Genomic DNA, 17,130 nt, shown 5'->3' on the forward strand with positions numbered 1-17,130 from the left:
CGCACGACTTCGTGATCATTGGCAAATGATGCGGGGTATGCCTGGAACTGTCAATACACGCGGAGCGCGAAGGCCAAAATCGACGAAAAAAAGCCGGACCCGAAGGGCCCGGCTTAGGTATTGGCCACGTGAGGCCGACACAATCACCTTCCAAGAGGGATTACTGAACTCCCGCGCCACTGGAGGAGGGGGACAAATGCGCAACGCGAAGGCTCAGCGTGCAAATATTATGGGCTCGCCCCGCGCCCTGCAGCAACCGTTGAGGTCGCATGTCAGTCATGCGGAAATCAGGACGGCCAGCGCTGCGCCTTGCTCACCACGAAGTCGCGGAACACCTGCACGCGCGCGACCGTCTTCAACTCCTCGGGATAGACGAAATACGTGTCGAGTTGGATCGAATCCGATTCGCCGAAGAGCTGCACCAGACGGCTTTGCTCCTCGACGAGGTAATCGGGGAGCGCGGCGATGCCGAGGCCCTGCTGACAGGCGCGCACGAGCCCTAAGATGTTGTTGACCTTGAAGTAGGCTTCGCGCGGACCGCTGCCATTGCGCCCGGCCTCGATCAGCCAGTTGCGGTTCTGAAGATGCGCAGCGAAGTTGCCGTCCGAGAGCGTGATGATGCGGTGCGAGTCGAGCTCCTCCAGCGTGCGCGGCGTGCCGAAGCGCTTGATGTATTCCGGCGAGCAATACGCGTGGAAGCCCATCGCGAACAGCTTGCGCTGGATGAGGTCGGGTTGCGTCGGCTTGCGGGTGCGGATCGCGACGTCGGCCTCGCGCATCGACAGGTCCAGCTCCTCGTCGGTGACGATCAGCGAGATACGGATCTCCGGATAGAGCGCGGTGAATTCGCCGAGCCGCGGGATCAGCCAGTTGATGCCGACGCCGGGCGTGGTGGTGATCTTTAGGTCGCCGCTCGGCCGCTCGCGGCTGTCGGTCAATTTCGCGCGTGCCGCCTGGAGCTGCATGAAGACGTCATGCGCGGTGCGGAACAAGAGGTCGCCCTGCTCGGTGAGGATCAGGCCGCGGGCGTGGCGGTGGAACAGCGAGACCGACAGCTCCTGCTCCAGCGCGCTGACCTGGCGTGAGACCGCCGATTGCGACAGGCCGAGCTGTTCGCCCGCATGCGTGAAGCTGCCCGCCTCCGCCGCCGCGTGAAACACCTTCAGCTTGTCCCAGTCCATATCCGTGAATCCGTCGCGTGTTCGTGCCATGGTCTTCATTCCGCTGCCGCGCGCTCGCTGGCGCGCAGGGCCAAGAAACGTTCGGCTTCGAGAGCTGCCATGCAGCCGAGGCCGGCGGCCGTGACGGCCTGGCGATAGGTCTCGTCGGCGACGTCGCCGGCGGCGAACAGGCCGGGCACCGAGGTGGCGGTCGAGTTCGGGGCGACCTCGACATAGCCCGACGGTTTGAGCTTGACCTGATCCTTCACGAGTTCGGTTGCCGGCGCGTGTCCGATGGCGATGAACACGCCGTCGGCTTTCAGCTCGGTGAGCTTGCCGGTCTTGACGTTCTTCAGGCGGACGTGGGTGACCTTGCTCGGATTGGTCTCGCCGCGGATTTCGTCGATGACGCTCTCCCAGACCACCTTGATCTTGGGATGCTTGAACAGGCGCTCCTGAAGGATGCGCTCGGCGCGGAAATGGTCGCGGCGGTGAACGAGGGTGACCTGTGAGGCGAAATTGGTCAGGAACAGTGCCTCCTCGACCGCGGTGTTGCCGCCGCCGACCACGATCACTTCCTTGCCGCGATAGAAGAAGCCGTCGCAGGTGGCGCAGGCGGAGACGCCGAACCCCTTGAAGGTTTCCTCCGAGGGGATCCCGAGCCAGCGGGCCTGGGCGCCGGTGGCCAGGATGACGGTGTCGGCGAGATAGACATCGCCAGAGTCGCAGGTGAGGCGGAACGGACGCTGCGAAGTCTCCAGCTTGGTCACCAGATCGGTCTTGATCTGGGTGCCCATGTGCAGCGCCTGCTTCTCCATCTGCTCCATCAGCCAGGGGCCCTGGATCACGTCGGCGAAGCCGGGATAGTTCTCCACGTCGGTGGTGATGGTGAGCTGGCCGCCCGGCTGGATCCCCTGGATCAGGATCGGCTCGAGCATCGCGCGCGCGGCATAGATCGCCGCCGTGTAGCCGGCGGGGCCGGAGCCGATGATGACGACCTTTGCATGGACGGGAGTTGGCATTTTCTTGGGACGCCTTTCTCGGGGGAATCGCAGCGCGGGCGCGGAACGTGCCAAGGAAGGCTTGCGGAGGCGCTGGAATATCAGAGCTAATCTAAGCCTTCTGGTGAGCTATGCAAGAATTGCATTCCCTCTCGGCGGATTTTTCCAACAAGGAACAAAAGTCGATTGCGCTGCACGCGCAATAAAATTGCGCACCCGGTGCGGACTCGGCTATGAGGATTGCGACAGACCCATCCGATATCGCCGCAAGGCCAGGAGTTCCAATCACGTGTCGCGGAACCTAGACGAGATCGATCTCAAAATTCTCGCCGAGATCCAGGCCGACGGTCGAATCACCAATGTCGAGCTGGCCAAGCGCGTCGGGATTTCGCCGCCGCCCTGCCTGCGCCGCGTCCGCGCGCTGGAGGAGGAGGGCTATATCCACGGCTACCGCGGCCTGCTCGATGCGCGAAAGCTCGGCTTCGATGTCACGGTATTCGCCGCGGTGCATCTCTCCAGCCAGGCCGAGGCCGACTTAAGGGCGTTCGAGGAGTTCGTCCGCGCCGAGCCCCTGGTGCGGGAGTGCTGGATGCTGTCGGGCGAGGTCGACTTCATCCTCAAATGCGTCGCGCCCGACATGGCGACCTTCCAGGATTTCGTCACACATCTCACCGCGGCTCCCCACGTGCGCAACGTGCGGACCTCGCTTGTGCTGCACAATTCGAAATACGAAGCCGCCGTGCCGCTCGATGTGAGGGGGCGGCGTTAAGCCCATCCTTGGTGACGAGTCATCCATCTTCTCCGTCATTGCGAGCGAAGCGAAGCAATCCAGACTGTCGCCGCGGGAAGATTCTGGATTGCTTCGCTGCGCTCGCAATGACGGGTGGTGAGCCTGCGAGCCCACCTTCCGCGCCAAACAACACGCCGAAACAAAAAGGCCGCGCGAGGCGCGGCCTTTTCAAAACATTGTCAGATGTGGCGCTGACTACCGCCACTCCACCTTGGTGATCTCATAGGCCTTGGCGCCGCCGGGCGTGTTGACCTCGACGGAGGCGCCCTTCTTCTTGCCGATCAGCGCGCGCGCGAGCGGCGAGGTGATGGAGATGCGGCCCTTCTTGGCGTCGGCCTCGACCTCGCCGACGATCTGCCACACCGTCTTCTTCTCGGTGTCCTCGTCGATCAGCGTCACGGTGGCGCCGAACTTGATGGTGTCACCGGATAGCTTGGTGATGTCGATGATGTCGGCGCGCGCGAGCTTGTCCTCAAGTTCGGCGATGCGGCCCTCATTGTGGGACTGCTCTTCCTTCGCGGCATGATATTCCGCGTTTTCCGACAGGTCTCCGTGCGAGCGCGCCTCCGCGATATGCTCGATGATCCGCGGACGGTCCACGGACTGGCGCTGCTTCAATTCTTCCCCGAGCGCGGTAAAACCGGCCAGAGTCATCGGAACCTTTTCCATCGCTTCTCTCGTTCTCCGGTCGCGGGTCCCCAAAAAGAAAGGGCGCCGCGACCATGATTCGTCTCTGTTTCCGGAGGCGGAACACGCGGCCACCGGAACGTTATGTGGGTCTGGCGCCGGAACAGAACAACCACATGGCCGGACAGTTCCTCCGGCCATTGTAGCTTCATTGCCAATCACTTAGCGAAAGGCTGGCCTCCGCCAACGATCAGGTTTCCGAAAAATAGCTCTGCAGGGTACGAACCTCAAGGTCCCCGCCCAGATAGGCGCGGATGCCCTGCGCGGCCGCCACGGCCCCGGAAAGAGTGGTGTAATACGGCACTTTATGCAAGAGGGCCGCGCGCCGCAGCGAACGGCTGTCGGCGAGCGCCTGCGGGCCTTCGGTGGTATTGAAGACGAGCTGGATATCGCCGTTGGTGATGGCGTCGACGATGTGCGGCCGGCCCTCCAGCACCTTGTTGACCTTCTCGGTCGGGATGCCCTGGTCGGTGAGGAAGCGCTGCGTGCCCGACGTCGCCAGCACCTTGAAGCCGAGCGAATGCAATAGGCGCACCGCTTCGGTGATGCGGAGCTTGTCGCTTTCGCGCACCGAGACGAACACCGTGCCCTTGCCCGGCACCCGCGTACCGCCGCCGAGCTGGCTCTTGGCGAATGCGACCTCGAAGGAGCTGTCGATGCCCATGACCTCGCCGGTCGAGCGCATCTCGGGGCCAAGCACCGTGTCGACGCCCGGGAAGCGCGCGAACGGGAACACGGACTCCTTGACGCCGACATGCTTGAGCTCGCGCTTCTTCAGCTTGAAGTCGGCAAGCTTTTCGCCGGCCATGACGCGCGCGGCGATCTTCGCGACCGGCGTGCCGATCACCTTGGCGACGAACGGCACCGTGCGCGAGGCGCGCGGGTTGACCTCGAGGACGTAGATCTCGTCGTCCTTGATGGCGTATTGCACGTTCATCAGGCCGACGACGTCGAGGCCAAGCGCCAGTTCACGCGTCTGTCGCTCCAGCTCATCGATCATCTTGTCATCGAGCGAATAGGGCGGCAGCGAGCAGGCAGAGTCGCCGGAGTGGATGCCGGCTTCCTCGATGTGCTCCATGATGCCGACGATAAAGACGTCCTTGCCGTCGCTGAGGCAGTCGACATCGACCTCGGTGGCATCGGTGAGATAGCGGTCGAATAGTAGCGGGTTTTTGCCGAGCACGGTGTTGATCTGCCCGGTCTTGTCGTTCGGATAGCGCGCCTTGACGTCGGCCGGCACCAGCTCCGGCAGCGTGCCGAGCAGATAGTCGTTGAGCTGGTTCTCCTCGCGGATGATCTGCATCGCGCGGCCGCCGAGCACGTAGGACGGGCGTACCACCAGCGGCAGGCCGAGATCGGCGGCGACGAGGCGGGCCTGCTCGACCGAATAGGCGATGCCGTTCTTGGGCTGCTTCAGCCGCAGCTTGTCGAGCACGCGCTTGAAGCGGTCGCGGTCTTCGGCGAGATCGATGGCGTCGGGCGAGGTGCCGAGGATCGGCACTTCCGCCGCCTCGAGCGCGCGCGCGAGCTTCAGCGGGGTCTGGCCGCCGAATTGCACGATCACGCCATGCAGCGTTCCGTTCTTGCGCTCGGTCGCGATGATCTCAAGCACGTCCTCGGCCGTGAGCGGCTCGAAATAGAGCCGGTCGGCGGTATCGTAGTCGGTCGACACCGTCTCCGGATTGCAGTTGACCATGATGGTCTCGTAGCCGGCGTCGTCCAGCGCGAAGCAGGCGTGACAGCAGCAATAGTCGAACTCGATGCCCTGTCCGATCCGGTTCGGGCCGCCGCCGAGGATGATGACTTTCTTCTTGTCCGACGGCGCGCTCTCATCCGCGAGGGCACCCGCGAACGGCGCCTCATAGGTCGAGTACATGTAGGCGGTGGGCGAGGCGAACTCGGCGGCGCAGGTGTCGATGCGCTTGAACACGGGACGGACGGCGAGCGCGTGGCGTTTCGCCGCGACCTCCGCCTCAGTGGTTTGCGAAAGTACCGCGAGCCGCGAGTCGGAGAAGCCCATGGCCTTCAGTGTGCGCATGCCGAAGGCATTGGATGGAAGCCCGTTCTTCTTGACCTTCTCCTCCATCTCGACGATGCCGCGCATCTCGGCGAGGAACCACGGATCGATCTTGCAGGAGTTGAAGATTTCCTCGTCGGACCAGCCGAGCCGCATCGCCTGCGCGACCTGCAACAGCCGGTTCGGCGTCGGCGTGCCGAGCGCCGCGCGGATCGCGTTCTTGTCGTCGCCATGGCCGAGGCCCTCGATCTCGATCTCGTCGAGGCCGGTGAGCCCGGTCTCGAGCCCGCGCAGGGCCTTCTGCAGGCTTTCCTGGAAGGTGCGGCCGATCGCCATGACCTCGCCGACCGATTTCATCGAGGTCGTCAGCGTGGCCGAGGCGCCCGGGAATTTCTCGAAGGCGAAACGCGGGATCTTGGTCACCACGTAGTCGATCGTCGGCTCGAACGAGGCCGGCGTCGCGCCTCCGGTGATGTCGTTGGCGACCTCGTCCAGCGTGTAGCCGATCGCGAGCTTGGCCGCGACCTTCGCGATCGGGAAGCCCGTGGCTTTCGAGGCCAGCGCCGAGGAACGCGACACGCGCGGATTCATCTCGATCACGACCATGCGGCCGTCGACCGGATTGATGCCGAACTGCACGTTGGAGCCGCCGGTTTCCACCCCGATCTCGCGCAGCACCGCGATCGAAGCGTCGCGCATGATCTGGTATTCCTTGTCCGTCAGCGTCAGCGCCGGCGCGACCGTGATGGAGTCGCCGGTGTGCACGCCCATCGGATCGAAGTTCTCGATCGAGCAGATGATGATGCAATTGTCCTTCTTGTCGCGCACCACCTCCATCTCGAACTCTTTCCAGCCGAGAACGGATTCCTCGATCAGGACTTCGTTGGTGGGGGACGCGTCAAGGCCGCGCTCGATGATGTCGAGGAACTCTTCCTTGTTGTAGGCGATGCCGCCGCCGGTGCCGCCGAGCGTGAAGGAGGGGCGGATGATCGCGGGCAGTCCGATCTCGGACAGCGCCATCATCGCTTCGCCGAGCGCGTGCTCTTGATAGCGCTTGCGGCGCTCGTTCTCGCCCAGCGACCACTGCCGGTCGAGCTCTTCCAGCGCGGCGCCGGACAGTTTCTCGCGTTCGGCGAGGTATTTGTCGCGATAGGATTTCTTCAGCGCCGAGGCGTTGGCGAGCCGCGACTTCGGCGTCTGCAGCCCGATCTTCTCCATGGCGTTGCGGAAGAGCTGGCGATCCTCCGCCTTGTCGATCGCATCCGCGGTCGCGCCGATCATCTCGACGTCGAACTTGTCCAGCGTGCCCTGCTTGCGCAGTGAGAGCGCGCAGTTCAGCGCGGTCTGGCCGCCCATGGTCGGCAGCAGCGCGAAGCCGCCGGGGATGACGTGGCGTTCCTTCTCGATGATCTTGGCGACGATCTCGGGCGTGATCGGCTCGATATAGGTTGCATCGGCCAATTCCGGGTCGGTCATGATGGTGGCCGGGTTGGAATTGACGAGGACGATGCGATAGCCCTCTTCCTTCAGCGTCTTGCAGGCCTGGGTGCCGGAATAGTCGAACTCGCAGGCCTGGCCGATCACGATGGGACCGGCGCCGATGATCAGGATGGTCGAGATGTCGGTTCGTTTGGGCATCACCGCTCGCGGGCTGGAATTTGGGCACAAAAAAAGGGCGCGCTCGCCGCGCGTCCCCTTTAGCCGAGAGCGCGGGTTTCCCTCGCGCGCGGGTGGGTCTTAGACCAGTTTTCGGGGCGGCGAAACCCCGAAAAATGCCCATCAACCGGCAATTTTCACGGGTTTTGGTCGAGCTTGCCAGCCGCGGGCAAGGTGCACCAGGAGCGAGGCCGTGACGCTCGATCCGCCGACCCAGCCGAGGTCGGTTGGCGAGAGCGTCGTCAGCACAGCGCCTCCCAGCGCGCCGCCGATCGCGAAGCCGAGGTACATCGCCGAGGCGTTGAGCGAGAGCGCGATCATCGAGGCCTGCGGCTCGATCCGGATGATGCTGGCCAATTGGGCCGGGTAGAATGCCCAGCCCGAGATGCCCCAGAGCAAGATCGCGCCAAGCACCGCGTAATGCGGCTGGCCCGGCATCAGCTTCAGCACCAGCGAATGCAGGATTAGGGCTGTCGCCATACCGGCAAGGCCGAGCGCGGCGGTGGCCAGCGTGCCGAGCCGGTCGGCGAGGACGCCGCCGAGCATGTTCCCGATTGCGGCGGCGCCGCCGAAGACCAGGAGCGCAAGGCTGATCCTGGAGGCATCGAACCCGAGGCTTTTCAGCGGGACCGCAAAATAGGTGAAGACGGTGAAGCCGCCGAGCGCCCACAGGATGGTGATGAGAAGCGCGATCAGGACGTTGCCGTGCCGGGCCACGGCCAGCCGCTCGGCAAGCGAAGCCGTATTGCGCGGCAAGCCGCGGGGCAGGCCGAACAAGAGGCCGGCGAGCGCAACGGTGCCGAGCAGGGCGACCATGGCAAAGGTCGCGCGCCAGCCGAACAGGCTGCCGACGAAGTTGCCGAGCGGGACACCGACGACGGTCGCAACCGTAATGCCCGACGTGACCAGCGCCACCGCGCGGCCGCGCCGCTCGGGCGAGGCGACCGCCACCGAGACGCCGAGCGCTGTCGGCATGCAAAGTCCGGCGCCAAGCGCCATCAGCATGCGCGAAGCCAGCAGAAGCATATAGCCCGAGGTCATCATCGCCACGAGATTGCCGGCGATGAAGGTCGACAGCGCCAGCGCCAGCACGGTGCGGCGGTCGACGTTGTTCAGCGTCACCGCCAGGATGGGCGAGCCCACCGCGTAGGTGAGGGCGTAGGCCGTCACGAGTTGCCCGGCTGCCGACACCGAGATCTGCAGGTCGGCGGCGATCCCAGGCAAAAGTCCTGCAATCACAAAGCCTTCCGTGCCGATCGCAAAGGCTGCCAGGGCCAGCCAGAACACGCTCATTCGAAGCATCCCTATGTTCAATGTTTATTGAACTATTGTTTGTCGGGTTTCCCATGTCAATTGGTTCAAGAACTATTGAACATTGGCCTCGCCGCGCTATCATCCAGATATGAGCCGCACCCCACTGCATCCCACCCGAGAGCAGATCGAACTCCCGATGGTTCTGGATTGCCTGGGCGATCCGATCCGGCTTGCGATCGTCTATCAGCTCGCCCAGCAAGAACGTGGCAGCAGCGAGCTGCGCTGCGGCGATTTCAGCGGCCTCGGGGCAAAGTCGAATCTTGCCTATCACTTCGCTAAGCTGCGCGAATGCGGATTGACGCAGACCCGCATCGTCGGCACCAGCCGGCTGACGAAGCTCCGCCGCGCGGATCTGGAGGCGCGCTTCCCAGGTCTGCTCGATGCCGTGATCAACTCCGCCGCCAAAGACGCCGATCGGCTTCTGCTTCTGTCCGAGTGCGACGTGGTGGAGGTTGACTGAAGATGAGAGGCACCGCGGCGCCCGGTCTGCCCGACGCGTCAATGCTTTCGCAAAAATGCAGCCAAGCATCGCGCCGGAATCACCGGCTATTTTGCATGGGGTGTTTTCGATATTTTGGTTCGGCTGGCTTGCCGAGCGGAAGCGGCGTTAGCCGCGAAGGCTGGAGACCCGGCCTGGACTTGAACCAGGATAAAGAGCGATGCACCGCTCTCGCGTGGAGCTTCCGCCACCGGGCCGTCGCGATCATGGCTGATCGGGATACCGCAAGCCACCTCAGCTAAGTTTTAACCCTAACCGCGCACTAACGGCGGCCGTGCGATGAAGGTCATGCGCCAGCGGTTGTGGCCGATATTGGCAGGGGCGCGCTGGACCGCGAACCCGGCTGCGGTCAGCTTGGCGGTGATCTCACCCTCGCTGTAGCGCTGCAGCCCAATGCGCGTACGCAGGTGACGATAATCCGACAGCGCGGTGCTGATCAGCCCGATCAGCGCGTCCTTGAGGAAGCCGTGACGCAGGCCGAAGCTGAGCAGCGCCATCACGTCGCGGCCCATGCCGACGTTCGGCTGGAGGATGTCGCCGAGCACCAGCTTGCCGGACGGTCTGAGCAACCGGCGGATGTTGCGAAGCGCGGAATCGAGCTCGTCCGCCGTCATGTATTGCGCGACCGAATTCATCACGACGAGATCGACGGACTGCTCCTGCATTTTCCTGACGTCCTCGAGCGAGCGGACGCGGATTTTCGTGTTCGGGGCAAACCGCGCGATCAGCCGGCCGCGGACTCCGGGCGCAGGCTCGGCAAGGATCAGCTTGCCGCAGGCCGTCGCCACCTCGCCCGCCGACAGCGCCTCGCCGCAGGCATAGTCCAGCACCGTCGCGTCGGGCGACGGGATATAACTGATGATGTCCCGCGCGATGATCTGGAAGTGCAAGTCGCGATGCAGCTTGCTGACATAGATCGTGTGCGTGGAGTCGTAATAATCGATCCAATCGTCCATGGTACTCGAGGGTCCCGGCCAAACAGTTCCTGTGCAGGAACCGGCGCTGCCCGCCTTGCGTTAGGGGTGCGACGGCGCGCCGTCAATGTCCGCGTCCTAACAGGAAGGTTTCCCGTGAGCAAAGCCAACAACAAGGTCTCGCCCGACCTAGACACCCCCACCGATCTGTCGCCCCAGGCGGTCAACAAGGTTTCGGAGGCACTCAATGTGCTTCTGGCCGACGCGTTCGCGCTCTATCTCAAGACCAAGAATTTCCACTGGCACATCAGCGGGCGGCACTTCCGCGACTACCACCTGCTGCTCGACGAGCAGTCGGACCAGATCTTCGCCACCACCGACCAGCTCGCCGAGCGGGTCCGCAAGATCGGCGGTACGACGCTAAAGTCGATCGGACAGGTCGCCAAGCTCCAGACCATCAAGGACAACAACGAGCCTTACGTACCGCCGCGTGAGATGCTGCGCGAACTGATGCAGGACAACAAGCACGTCGCTAGCGCGATGCGCAAGGCGCACGAGGTGTGCGACGAGGCCGGCGATGTCGCGAGCGCGAGTATCCTCGAGGTCTTCATCGACGAGACCGAGCGCCGCACGTGGTTCCTGTTCGAAGCCTCCCGCCAGGAAGGCAGCAACGCGGCGTAAGGCGCTTTGCTGTAGGGTGGGTTAGCGAAGCGTAACCCACCTCTTTTATTTCCGCGTCGATAGACGTGGTGGGTTACGCCTTCGGCTAACCCACCTACAGCACCGTGTTGACGGCTATCGCCACAGCCGCATCAGCGCTCCCTCTTTGCCAGTCACCGGATCGGCCGGCGGCATCGCGACCTGCGGAATCGTCTTCAGCGCCTTGGCGTGGTTCCCGGGCGTTGCCCGCGTGATCTCCATCTTCGCGCCGGGCGGATAGGCGCCGATCACGCTGAAATCGTCGCTGGCCCTGATGCATTGATGTCCGGTGCCGGCGGGAAGGATCGCGACGTCGCCGGCCGCAATCTCCAGCTCCTGGCCGTGATCGCCGCCGAAGCGGACGCGGGCATGGCCGCGCGCGACCCCGAGCACCTCATGCACGGTCGAATGATAATGTAGATAGTCGTAGACACCGTTGCGCCACGTGCCGCCCCAGCCGTTAGCGCCGAACAACGTCTCGATCGTTTCCTCCGGGGTCTTCGGGTCGAGCGTGAGTGCGCCCTGATAGACCAGGAAGGGAAGGATATTGTTCGGCACGAGACCGTCGTCCTCGAAGACGATGGCGAGCGGCTCGGCATTGTCGCGGACGACGGACATGAGGGGCTCCAGCGTCAGAGTAGCAGGGATCAACGAGGGGCGTGAAGCGACGTTCCTTTGTCGTAGCCTCCGTCATTCCGGGCTCGAGCCAAGTGGCGCGCCCCAGAATGACGGGCTGCAGCCAAAAACGAAAATGCCCGGGACCAAGCCCGGGCAAGATGTTGTGGAAATGCGAGAGAGCGCCTCAGGCGCTCTTCTTCTGCCGCATCAGGTCCGCAAAGCGCTGGAACAGATAATGCGAGTCGCGCGGGCCCGGCGAGGCCTCGGGGTGGTACTGCACCGAGAACACCGGCTTGCCGTCGAGCTGGATGCCGCAATTGGAGCCGTCGAACAGCGAGATATGAGTCTGCGTCGCGCCCTTCGGCAGCGTCGCCTGGTCAACGGCAAAGCCGTGGTTCATCGAGGTGATCTCGACCTTGCCGGTGGTCTCGTCCTTGACGGGATGGTTGGCGCCGTGATGGCCCTGATGCATCTTCTTCGTCTTGGCACCGACGGCAAGGCCCAGCATCTGGTGGCCGAGGCAGATGCCGAATGTCGGCGTGCCGGACTTGATCACGTCCTGGATCACCGGCACCGCATATTTGCCGGTCGCGGCCGGATCGCCCGGACCATTGGACAGGAACACGCCGTCGGGCTTCATCGCCAGGATGTCTTCGGCCGAGGTCGTTGCCGGCACCACCGTCACCTTGCAGCCGACGCCGGCGAGCAGGCGCAGAATGTTGCGCTTGATGCCGTAGTCGATGGCGACGACGTTGAACTCCGGCTTGTCCTGCCGGCCAAAGCCGTTGTTCCACGCCCAGGGCGTCTCGTCCCAAGTGAAGCGCTGGCCCGAGGTAACCATCGGCACGAGGTCCATGCCCTCCAGGCCGGGCCATTCGCGTGCCTGTTCCTTCAGGCCGTGCAGGTCGAACTCGCCGTTCTTCGAATGCGCGATCACCGCATTCGGCATGCCCTTGGAGCGGATAAGCGCGGTCAGGGCGCGGGTGTCGATGCCGGAGAGCCCTATGATGCCGCGCGCCTTGAGCCAGGCGTCGAGGTGCCTGGTCGCGCGGTAATTCGAGGGGTCGGTGATCGCGGTGCGCAGGATCACGCCGCGCGCGCCGGGCGTCGCGGCCATGTTCACCGTCTCGATGTCTTCCTCGTTGGTGCCGACGTTGCCGATATGCGGGAAGGTGAAGGTGATGATCTGTCCGGCATAGGAGGGATCGGTCAAGATCTCCTCATAGCCGGTCATCGCGGTGTTGAAGCAGACTTCACCGACGGCGTGGTCTTCGGCGCCGAGACCAAAGCCCTCGAGCACCGTACCATCGGCGAGCACGAGGAGCGCGGTCGGTTTGTGGTCCGGCCAAGCGGGATCGTTGTCATGTTGTGTCATGAGCCCGCTTCATAGTCCGGCAAGTGGCGCCCGTCAAAGCGGGAGAGGCCGGATTCACATGCGTTTTTGCATATTTGACAGGCCCACCCGGGCACTTAGGCTGGAACTGGCAATTTTGAGCAATTTCCGCGGTCGACGGGGAAACAATGAACCAGAGACAGCCTGGTGTCCGGTATGGCCTCTTGCCAGCGAACGGCTTAGATCAGGCGCGATAGATTGAGAGGATCACGGCCATGTTGCGCGACGACATCAACAATGCGGTCAAGGAGGCCATGAAGGCCAAGGACGAGCGCAAGCTCTCGACGCTGCGCATGGTCAACTCGACCATCAAGAACGCCGACATCGAGGCGCGCGGCAGCGGCAAGCCGCCGCTGTCGGATGCCGACCTGCTCGGCGTGCTCCAGAAGATGATCAAGCAGCGCCAGGAGGCGGTCGAGCTCTACGACAAGGGTGGCCGCGCCGAGCTCGCCGCGCAGGAGCGCGCGGAGATTGCGGTGATCTCGGTGTACCTGCCGAAGCAGATGTCGGACGACGACGTGAAGAAGGCGATTTCGGACGTCATCGCCGAGACCGGCGCGGCCGGTATGAAGGACATGGGCAAGGTGATCGCGGCGCTGAAGGCGAAGTACACCGGACAGATGGACTTCGGCAAAGCCTCTGGTCTCGTGAAGGCTGCGCTCACCGGATAGGTGTCATTCCGGGCGACGCGAAGCGTCGAACCGGGATGCGGAGTTGCGCATCCGAGAAACCATGGCGCCGGCGAATCCGTTGATCAATGGATTCCGAGGCGAGACGTTTCCCTATCGTCATGCCCGGGCTTGTCCCGGGCATTCACGGCCTTAAACTGGCGGTTAAGCAAGAAGCACGTGGATGGAGGAAACTCCGGCTGTCCACGCCAGAGGGAAACGCCCGCAGCCATGCTGACCGAAGCCGCAACTTACGATGAGCTCTACCGCAACTTCCGCTGGGACATCCCGGCGCGATTCAACATGGCGGAGGCCTGTTGCGATCGCCACGCCGACGGCACCGGCCGCCTCGCGCTGGTCTATGTCGACGAGAACGGCACGACGAGCCGCACCTCGTTCGACGAGATCGCGGAGCTGTCGCGCCGCTTCGCCAATGTGCTGAAGGCCGACGGGCTGACGCGCGGTGACCGCGTCGCGGTATTCTTGTCGCAGTCGCTGGAACTGCCGATCGCGCATATGGCCGCGTTCCGTTCCGGCATGATCTCGATCCCGCTGTTCGCCCTGTTCGGCGAGGACGCGCTGGAATTCCGCCTGTCGAATTCGCAAGCAAGAGCCATCATCACCGATGAGGCGGGCTGGGAGAAACTCACGAAGATCCGCGATCGGCTGCCTTATTTGCAGGACATCTATGTCACGAGCGGCGCCGTCCACGCCGGCGCAAAACCGTTCTGGTCAGCGATCGAAACCGCATCCGAGGACTTTGCGCCCGTCGACACCTCCGCCGACGATCCCGCGCTGATCATCTACACCTCCGGCACGACCGGCAATCCCAAGGGCGCGCTGCATGCCCATCGCGTCGTGCTCGGCCATCTGCCGAACGTCGAGATGTGTCACAACTTCCTGCCGCGTCCCGGCGATCTGATGTGGACGCCGGCGGACTGGGCCTGGATCGGCGGACTCGTGAATGGCCTGTTCGCGTTCTGGTATCACGGCATTCCCTTGGTCGGTCACCGCGCGCGCAAATTCGAGCCGCAGGCGGCGATGCAGATGATGGCTGACCTCGGCGTGCGCAACGTCTTCCTGCCGCCGACGGCGCTGAAGCTGATGCGGCAGGCCGGCGTGAAGCATCCCGGGGTGAAGCTGTGCAGCATCTTCACCGGCGGTGAATCCCTTGGCGGCGAGCTTTTGGGCTGGGTGCACGAAACCTTCGGCATCGACGCCCATGAGGTGTTCGGCCAGACCGAGTGCAATCTCGTGATCGGCAGCAACTCCAATCTGTTTCCGATCCGCCCCGGCTCGATGGGCAAGGCGACGCCGGGCTTCGATGTCCGCATCGTCAACGACAAGGGCGAGGAAATGCCGCGCGGCCAGCGCGGCATCATCGGCGTGCGCCAGCCGTGCCCTGTCACGATGATCGAATATTGGCGCAATCCTGAGGCGACGGCGAAGAAATATGCCGGCGAATTCCTGCTCACCGGCGATCTCGGCGTGCAGGATGAGGACGGCTATTTCTGGTACGTCAGCCGCGAGGACGACGTCATTACCACCGCCGGCTATCGCGTCGGCCCCTCGGAGATCGAGCACACGCTGATGAAGCATCCATCGGTAGCGATGGCGGCGGTGGTCGGCATTCCCGATCCGATCCGCACCGAATCGATCAAGGCCTGGATCGTGCTGCGCCCCGGCTTTGCCGCAAGCGATACGCTCGCGCGCGAGATCCAGGAATTCGTCAAGGTGCAGCTCGCCGCCCACGAATATCCGCGCTTCGTGGAATTCGCGGAGACGCTGCCGATGACCGCCACCGGCAAGGTGCTGCGGCGCGAGCTGCGGGCGAGGGGATAAGGTCAGGTCATTCACTGGCGGCGCTACGGCGTCTTGATTCCCATCGCCTTGAGCGCATCGAGCATCCGCTGCGGCGGGCCCAGCTTGATGACCAGTGGCTTGCCGGTTTCGAGTACGCTCTTGAGGCTGGACAGGATCGCCGGCCAGCCCGAGCGGCCGCCGGCCAGAATGTCGTCGCTGAGCGGCCGGTCGTGGCCTTCGCTCATGGTGAGCCGGACCGCGTCGCCGACCTGTTCGATCTCGTAGGTCACGAGCGTCGGTCCGAGCTTCTCGACCAGCTCCGGCCAGTTGACGTTGAAGGTGACGGAGAGCTTTCGCGGAGGGTCGTAGGCGAGGACCTCGCCGCTGATGTGCAGCGCCCCGTCCGGCGTGCGCACGGTGAAGGCGCCGCCGAGCCGCGGCTCGACCTCGACCGCATTGCCGAAGAAATACTTCCGACTGAACTCGGCGGTGGTCAGCGCCTCCCACACCTTCTCGGGCGTGGAGGCGATGTAGATGGTGTAGACCGTCAGCGGCTTGAACTGATCGAGGTTCATCATTCAAATCCTTCGATGCCAAGCGCCGCGGGCGGGATCGTCGGTGCCTTGCCGGTTTCAAGTAAGCTCTTGAGCCCGGACAGGATCGCCGGCCAGCCCTTGGAAATGCCATCGAGCAGCTTGCTGCCTGCGGCGAAGCCTTCGTGGGTTACGGTCAGCTTCACAAGGCTGCCCCAAGGCTCGAGCGTGAAAACCACCTTGGTCGGTCCTTCGTTCCGCATCTCCTCATTCACTTCGTGCTTGAACGTGTACGACAACCGTCGCGGCCGGTCGGCCTCGAGGATCTCGCCGGTGTCGGTGGTCGTGCCGCTCATCACCAGCGCAAAGGACGAGCCGACCTTCCAGTCGGACCTGACCTCGGTGTCGAACCAGTATTGCCGGGTGAACTCGCTCTTGGTGAGCGCGTCCCACAGCTTTTCCGGCGTGGTCTCGATATAGGTGACATAGATGAATTCGGGCCGGGCCATCACGCAGCGTCCTTCGAGTAGCTGGGCGGGACGATTCCGATCGTATGCCCGGTCTCGAGCAGGCTCTTCAGGTTCGACAGCACCATCGGCCAGCCGCCGGAGATATCGCGCAGGGTCTTGCCGTCTTCGCCGAGCTCGTCATGAGTGACGGTCAGCTTGACGACCTTGCCGCGTGGCTCGAGATCGAAGCTGACGCGCGAGATTCCCTCGCCCGCGGCTTCGGGCTTGCGATTGTACCAGCTATAGGCGAGTCGCCGCGTCGGATCGAAAGTGATGACCTCGCCCTCGACCGTTGGATTGCCGTTATTGGTGAAGCGGTACGGCGCGCCTTCCTTCCAGTCGGAGGCGATGCGGTGGCCGAACCAGTAACGTTCGGTGAAATCGCCGTCGGTCAGGGCCTGCCACAGCGCCTCGGGCGAGGTCTCGATGTAGGTCACGTAGACATAGCTCGGCTTACTCATCGCGTTTCTCCAACTGACGTTTCAACTCGCTGAGAGCGGCAAGCTTGCCGCGCTCGAATTTCCTGATCCAGCGTTCGCCGATCTGATGGATCGGCACCGGGTTGAGGTAATGCAGCTTCTCGCGGCCATGCTTGAAGGTCGTGACCAGATTGGCCTCTTCGAGGATGGCAAGGTGCTTGGTGACGGCCTGGCGCGTCATCTCCAGGCCCTCGCAGAGTTCGTTCAACGTCTGACCGTTCTTGGTGTGAAGTCTGTCAAGGAGTAACCGTCGTGACGCGTCGGCCAGCGCTTTGAAGACTTCATCCATGGCGGAGATAATAGGCAACCAAATGGTTGCATGTCAAGATGGTGTCTTTGGCGGGCGCGAACCCCTGTGTTAGCCTTGCATCTCAGCCAACGCAGATTGGT

At 63.6% G+C, this 17,130-nt stretch carries 17 protein-coding genes; 5 read left to right on the forward strand and 12 right to left on the reverse strand.

Annotated features, from left to right (window positions below; all coding sequences use genetic code 11):
• Nucleotides 1-287: 287 nt before the first annotated feature.
• The gene (locus tag MTX21_RS31705; protein WP_280968530.1) at nt 288-1,211 is read right to left on the reverse strand and encodes a LysR family transcriptional regulator; all 924 of its coding nucleotides are present in this window, start codon (nt 1,209-1,211) and stop codon (nt 288-290) included.
• 5 nt (nt 1,212-1,216) lie between these two features.
• Complete coding sequence (gene trxB / locus MTX21_RS31710; protein ID WP_280968531.1) at nt 1,217-2,182, reverse strand: thioredoxin-disulfide reductase; 966 nt, start codon at nt 2,180-2,182, stop codon at nt 1,217-1,219.
• A gap of 268 nt (nt 2,183-2,450) precedes the next feature.
• Here trxB and MTX21_RS31715 point away from each other — a divergent pair, with 268 nt between their 5' ends.
• Complete coding sequence (locus MTX21_RS31715; RefSeq protein ID WP_280968532.1) at nt 2,451-2,930, forward strand: Lrp/AsnC family transcriptional regulator; 480 nt, start codon at nt 2,451-2,453, stop codon at nt 2,928-2,930.
• 216 nt (nt 2,931-3,146) lie between these two features.
• Here the strand turns inward: MTX21_RS31715 and greA are convergent, their stop codons facing one another.
• From greA to MTX21_RS31730, 3 genes are all read right to left on the reverse strand, one after another.
• Nucleotides 3,147-3,620, reverse strand: a complete 474-nt coding sequence (gene greA, locus MTX21_RS31720) for a transcription elongation factor GreA (RefSeq protein WP_280968533.1) — start codon at nt 3,618-3,620, stop codon at nt 3,147-3,149.
• A 208-nt stretch (nt 3,621-3,828) separates the two neighbouring features.
• The gene (carB, locus tag MTX21_RS31725) at nt 3,829-7,293 is read right to left on the reverse strand and encodes a carbamoyl-phosphate synthase large subunit (RefSeq protein WP_280968534.1); all 3,465 of its coding nucleotides are present in this window, start codon (nt 7,291-7,293) and stop codon (nt 3,829-3,831) included.
• A gap of 141 nt (nt 7,294-7,434) precedes the next feature.
• The gene (locus MTX21_RS31730) at nt 7,435-8,604 is read right to left on the reverse strand and encodes an MFS transporter (RefSeq protein WP_280968535.1); all 1,170 of its coding nucleotides are present in this window, start codon (nt 8,602-8,604) and stop codon (nt 7,435-7,437) included.
• Between the two features lie 109 nt (nt 8,605-8,713).
• Here MTX21_RS31730 and MTX21_RS31735 point away from each other — a divergent pair, with 109 nt between their 5' ends.
• Nucleotides 8,714-9,085 carry a transcriptional regulator gene (locus MTX21_RS31735; RefSeq protein WP_280970846.1) on the forward strand — a complete coding sequence of 124 codons (372 nt, stop codon included), beginning with the start codon at nt 8,714-8,716 and terminating at the stop codon, nt 9,083-9,085.
• Nucleotides 9,086-9,375: 290 nt separating this feature from the next.
• On the opposite strand, the gene MTX21_RS31740 is transcribed toward MTX21_RS31735, so the two are convergent.
• The gene (locus MTX21_RS31740; RefSeq protein ID WP_280968536.1) at nt 9,376-10,080 is read right to left on the reverse strand and encodes a class I SAM-dependent methyltransferase; all 705 of its coding nucleotides are present in this window, start codon (nt 10,078-10,080) and stop codon (nt 9,376-9,378) included.
• Nucleotides 10,081-10,194: 114 nt separating this feature from the next.
• Here MTX21_RS31740 and MTX21_RS31745 point away from each other — a divergent pair, with 114 nt between their 5' ends.
• Nucleotides 10,195-10,719, forward strand: a complete 525-nt coding sequence (locus MTX21_RS31745) for a DNA starvation/stationary phase protection protein (RefSeq protein WP_280968537.1) — start codon at nt 10,195-10,197, stop codon at nt 10,717-10,719.
• A gap of 114 nt (nt 10,720-10,833) precedes the next feature.
• Here the strand turns inward: MTX21_RS31745 and MTX21_RS31750 are convergent, their stop codons facing one another.
• Together MTX21_RS31750 and carA are read right to left on the reverse strand one after the other, a co-directional pair.
• Nucleotides 10,834-11,355: a hypothetical protein gene (locus MTX21_RS31750; protein WP_280968538.1), complete on the reverse strand. Its 522-nt coding sequence runs from the start codon at nt 11,353-11,355 to the stop codon at nt 10,834-10,836.
• Nucleotides 11,356-11,539: 184 nt separating this feature from the next.
• Nucleotides 11,540-12,730 (reverse strand): glutamine-hydrolyzing carbamoyl-phosphate synthase small subunit, encoded by a 1,191-nt coding sequence (gene carA, locus MTX21_RS31755; RefSeq protein ID WP_280968539.1) that lies wholly within the window; start codon nt 12,728-12,730, stop codon nt 11,540-11,542.
• Between the two features lie 233 nt (nt 12,731-12,963).
• Between carA and MTX21_RS31760 the strand changes: the two genes are divergently transcribed.
• Entirely contained in the window at nt 12,964-13,419 is a 456-nt protein-coding gene (locus tag MTX21_RS31760) for a GatB/YqeY domain-containing protein (RefSeq protein ID WP_280968540.1), read from the forward strand.
• A 228-nt stretch (nt 13,420-13,647) separates the two neighbouring features.
• Nucleotides 13,648-15,258, forward strand: a complete 1,611-nt coding sequence (locus MTX21_RS31765) for an acyl-CoA synthetase (RefSeq protein ID WP_280968541.1) — start codon at nt 13,648-13,650, stop codon at nt 15,256-15,258.
• Between the two features lie 23 nt (nt 15,259-15,281).
• On the opposite strand, the gene MTX21_RS31770 is transcribed toward MTX21_RS31765, so the two are convergent.
• The 4 genes from MTX21_RS31770 to MTX21_RS31785 are packed head-to-tail and all read right to left on the reverse strand — an operon-like array spanning nt 15,282 to nt 17,029.
• Nucleotides 15,282-15,794, reverse strand: a complete 513-nt coding sequence (locus tag MTX21_RS31770; RefSeq protein ID WP_280968542.1) for an SRPBCC family protein — start codon at nt 15,792-15,794, stop codon at nt 15,282-15,284.
• Nucleotides 15,794-16,261 (reverse strand): SRPBCC family protein, encoded by a 468-nt coding sequence (locus MTX21_RS31775; RefSeq protein WP_280968543.1) that lies wholly within the window; start codon nt 16,259-16,261, stop codon nt 15,794-15,796. The genes MTX21_RS31770 and MTX21_RS31775 overlap by 1 nt, the downstream gene beginning before the upstream one ends.
• Nucleotides 16,261-16,722, reverse strand: coding sequence for an SRPBCC family protein (locus MTX21_RS31780; protein WP_280968544.1), 462 nt, complete (start codon nt 16,720-16,722; stop codon nt 16,261-16,263). The genes MTX21_RS31775 and MTX21_RS31780 overlap by 1 nt, the downstream gene beginning before the upstream one ends.
• Nucleotides 16,715-17,029, reverse strand: a complete 315-nt coding sequence (locus tag MTX21_RS31785) for a metalloregulator ArsR/SmtB family transcription factor (protein WP_280970847.1) — start codon at nt 17,027-17,029, stop codon at nt 16,715-16,717. Before MTX21_RS31785 ends, MTX21_RS31780 begins: the two co-directional genes overlap by 8 nt.
• Nucleotides 17,030-17,130 lie beyond the last annotated feature (101 nt).

It is taken from the genome of Bradyrhizobium sp. ISRA430, assembly GCF_029909975.1.
Lineage (GTDB): Bacteria > Pseudomonadota > Alphaproteobacteria > Rhizobiales > Xanthobacteraceae > Bradyrhizobium.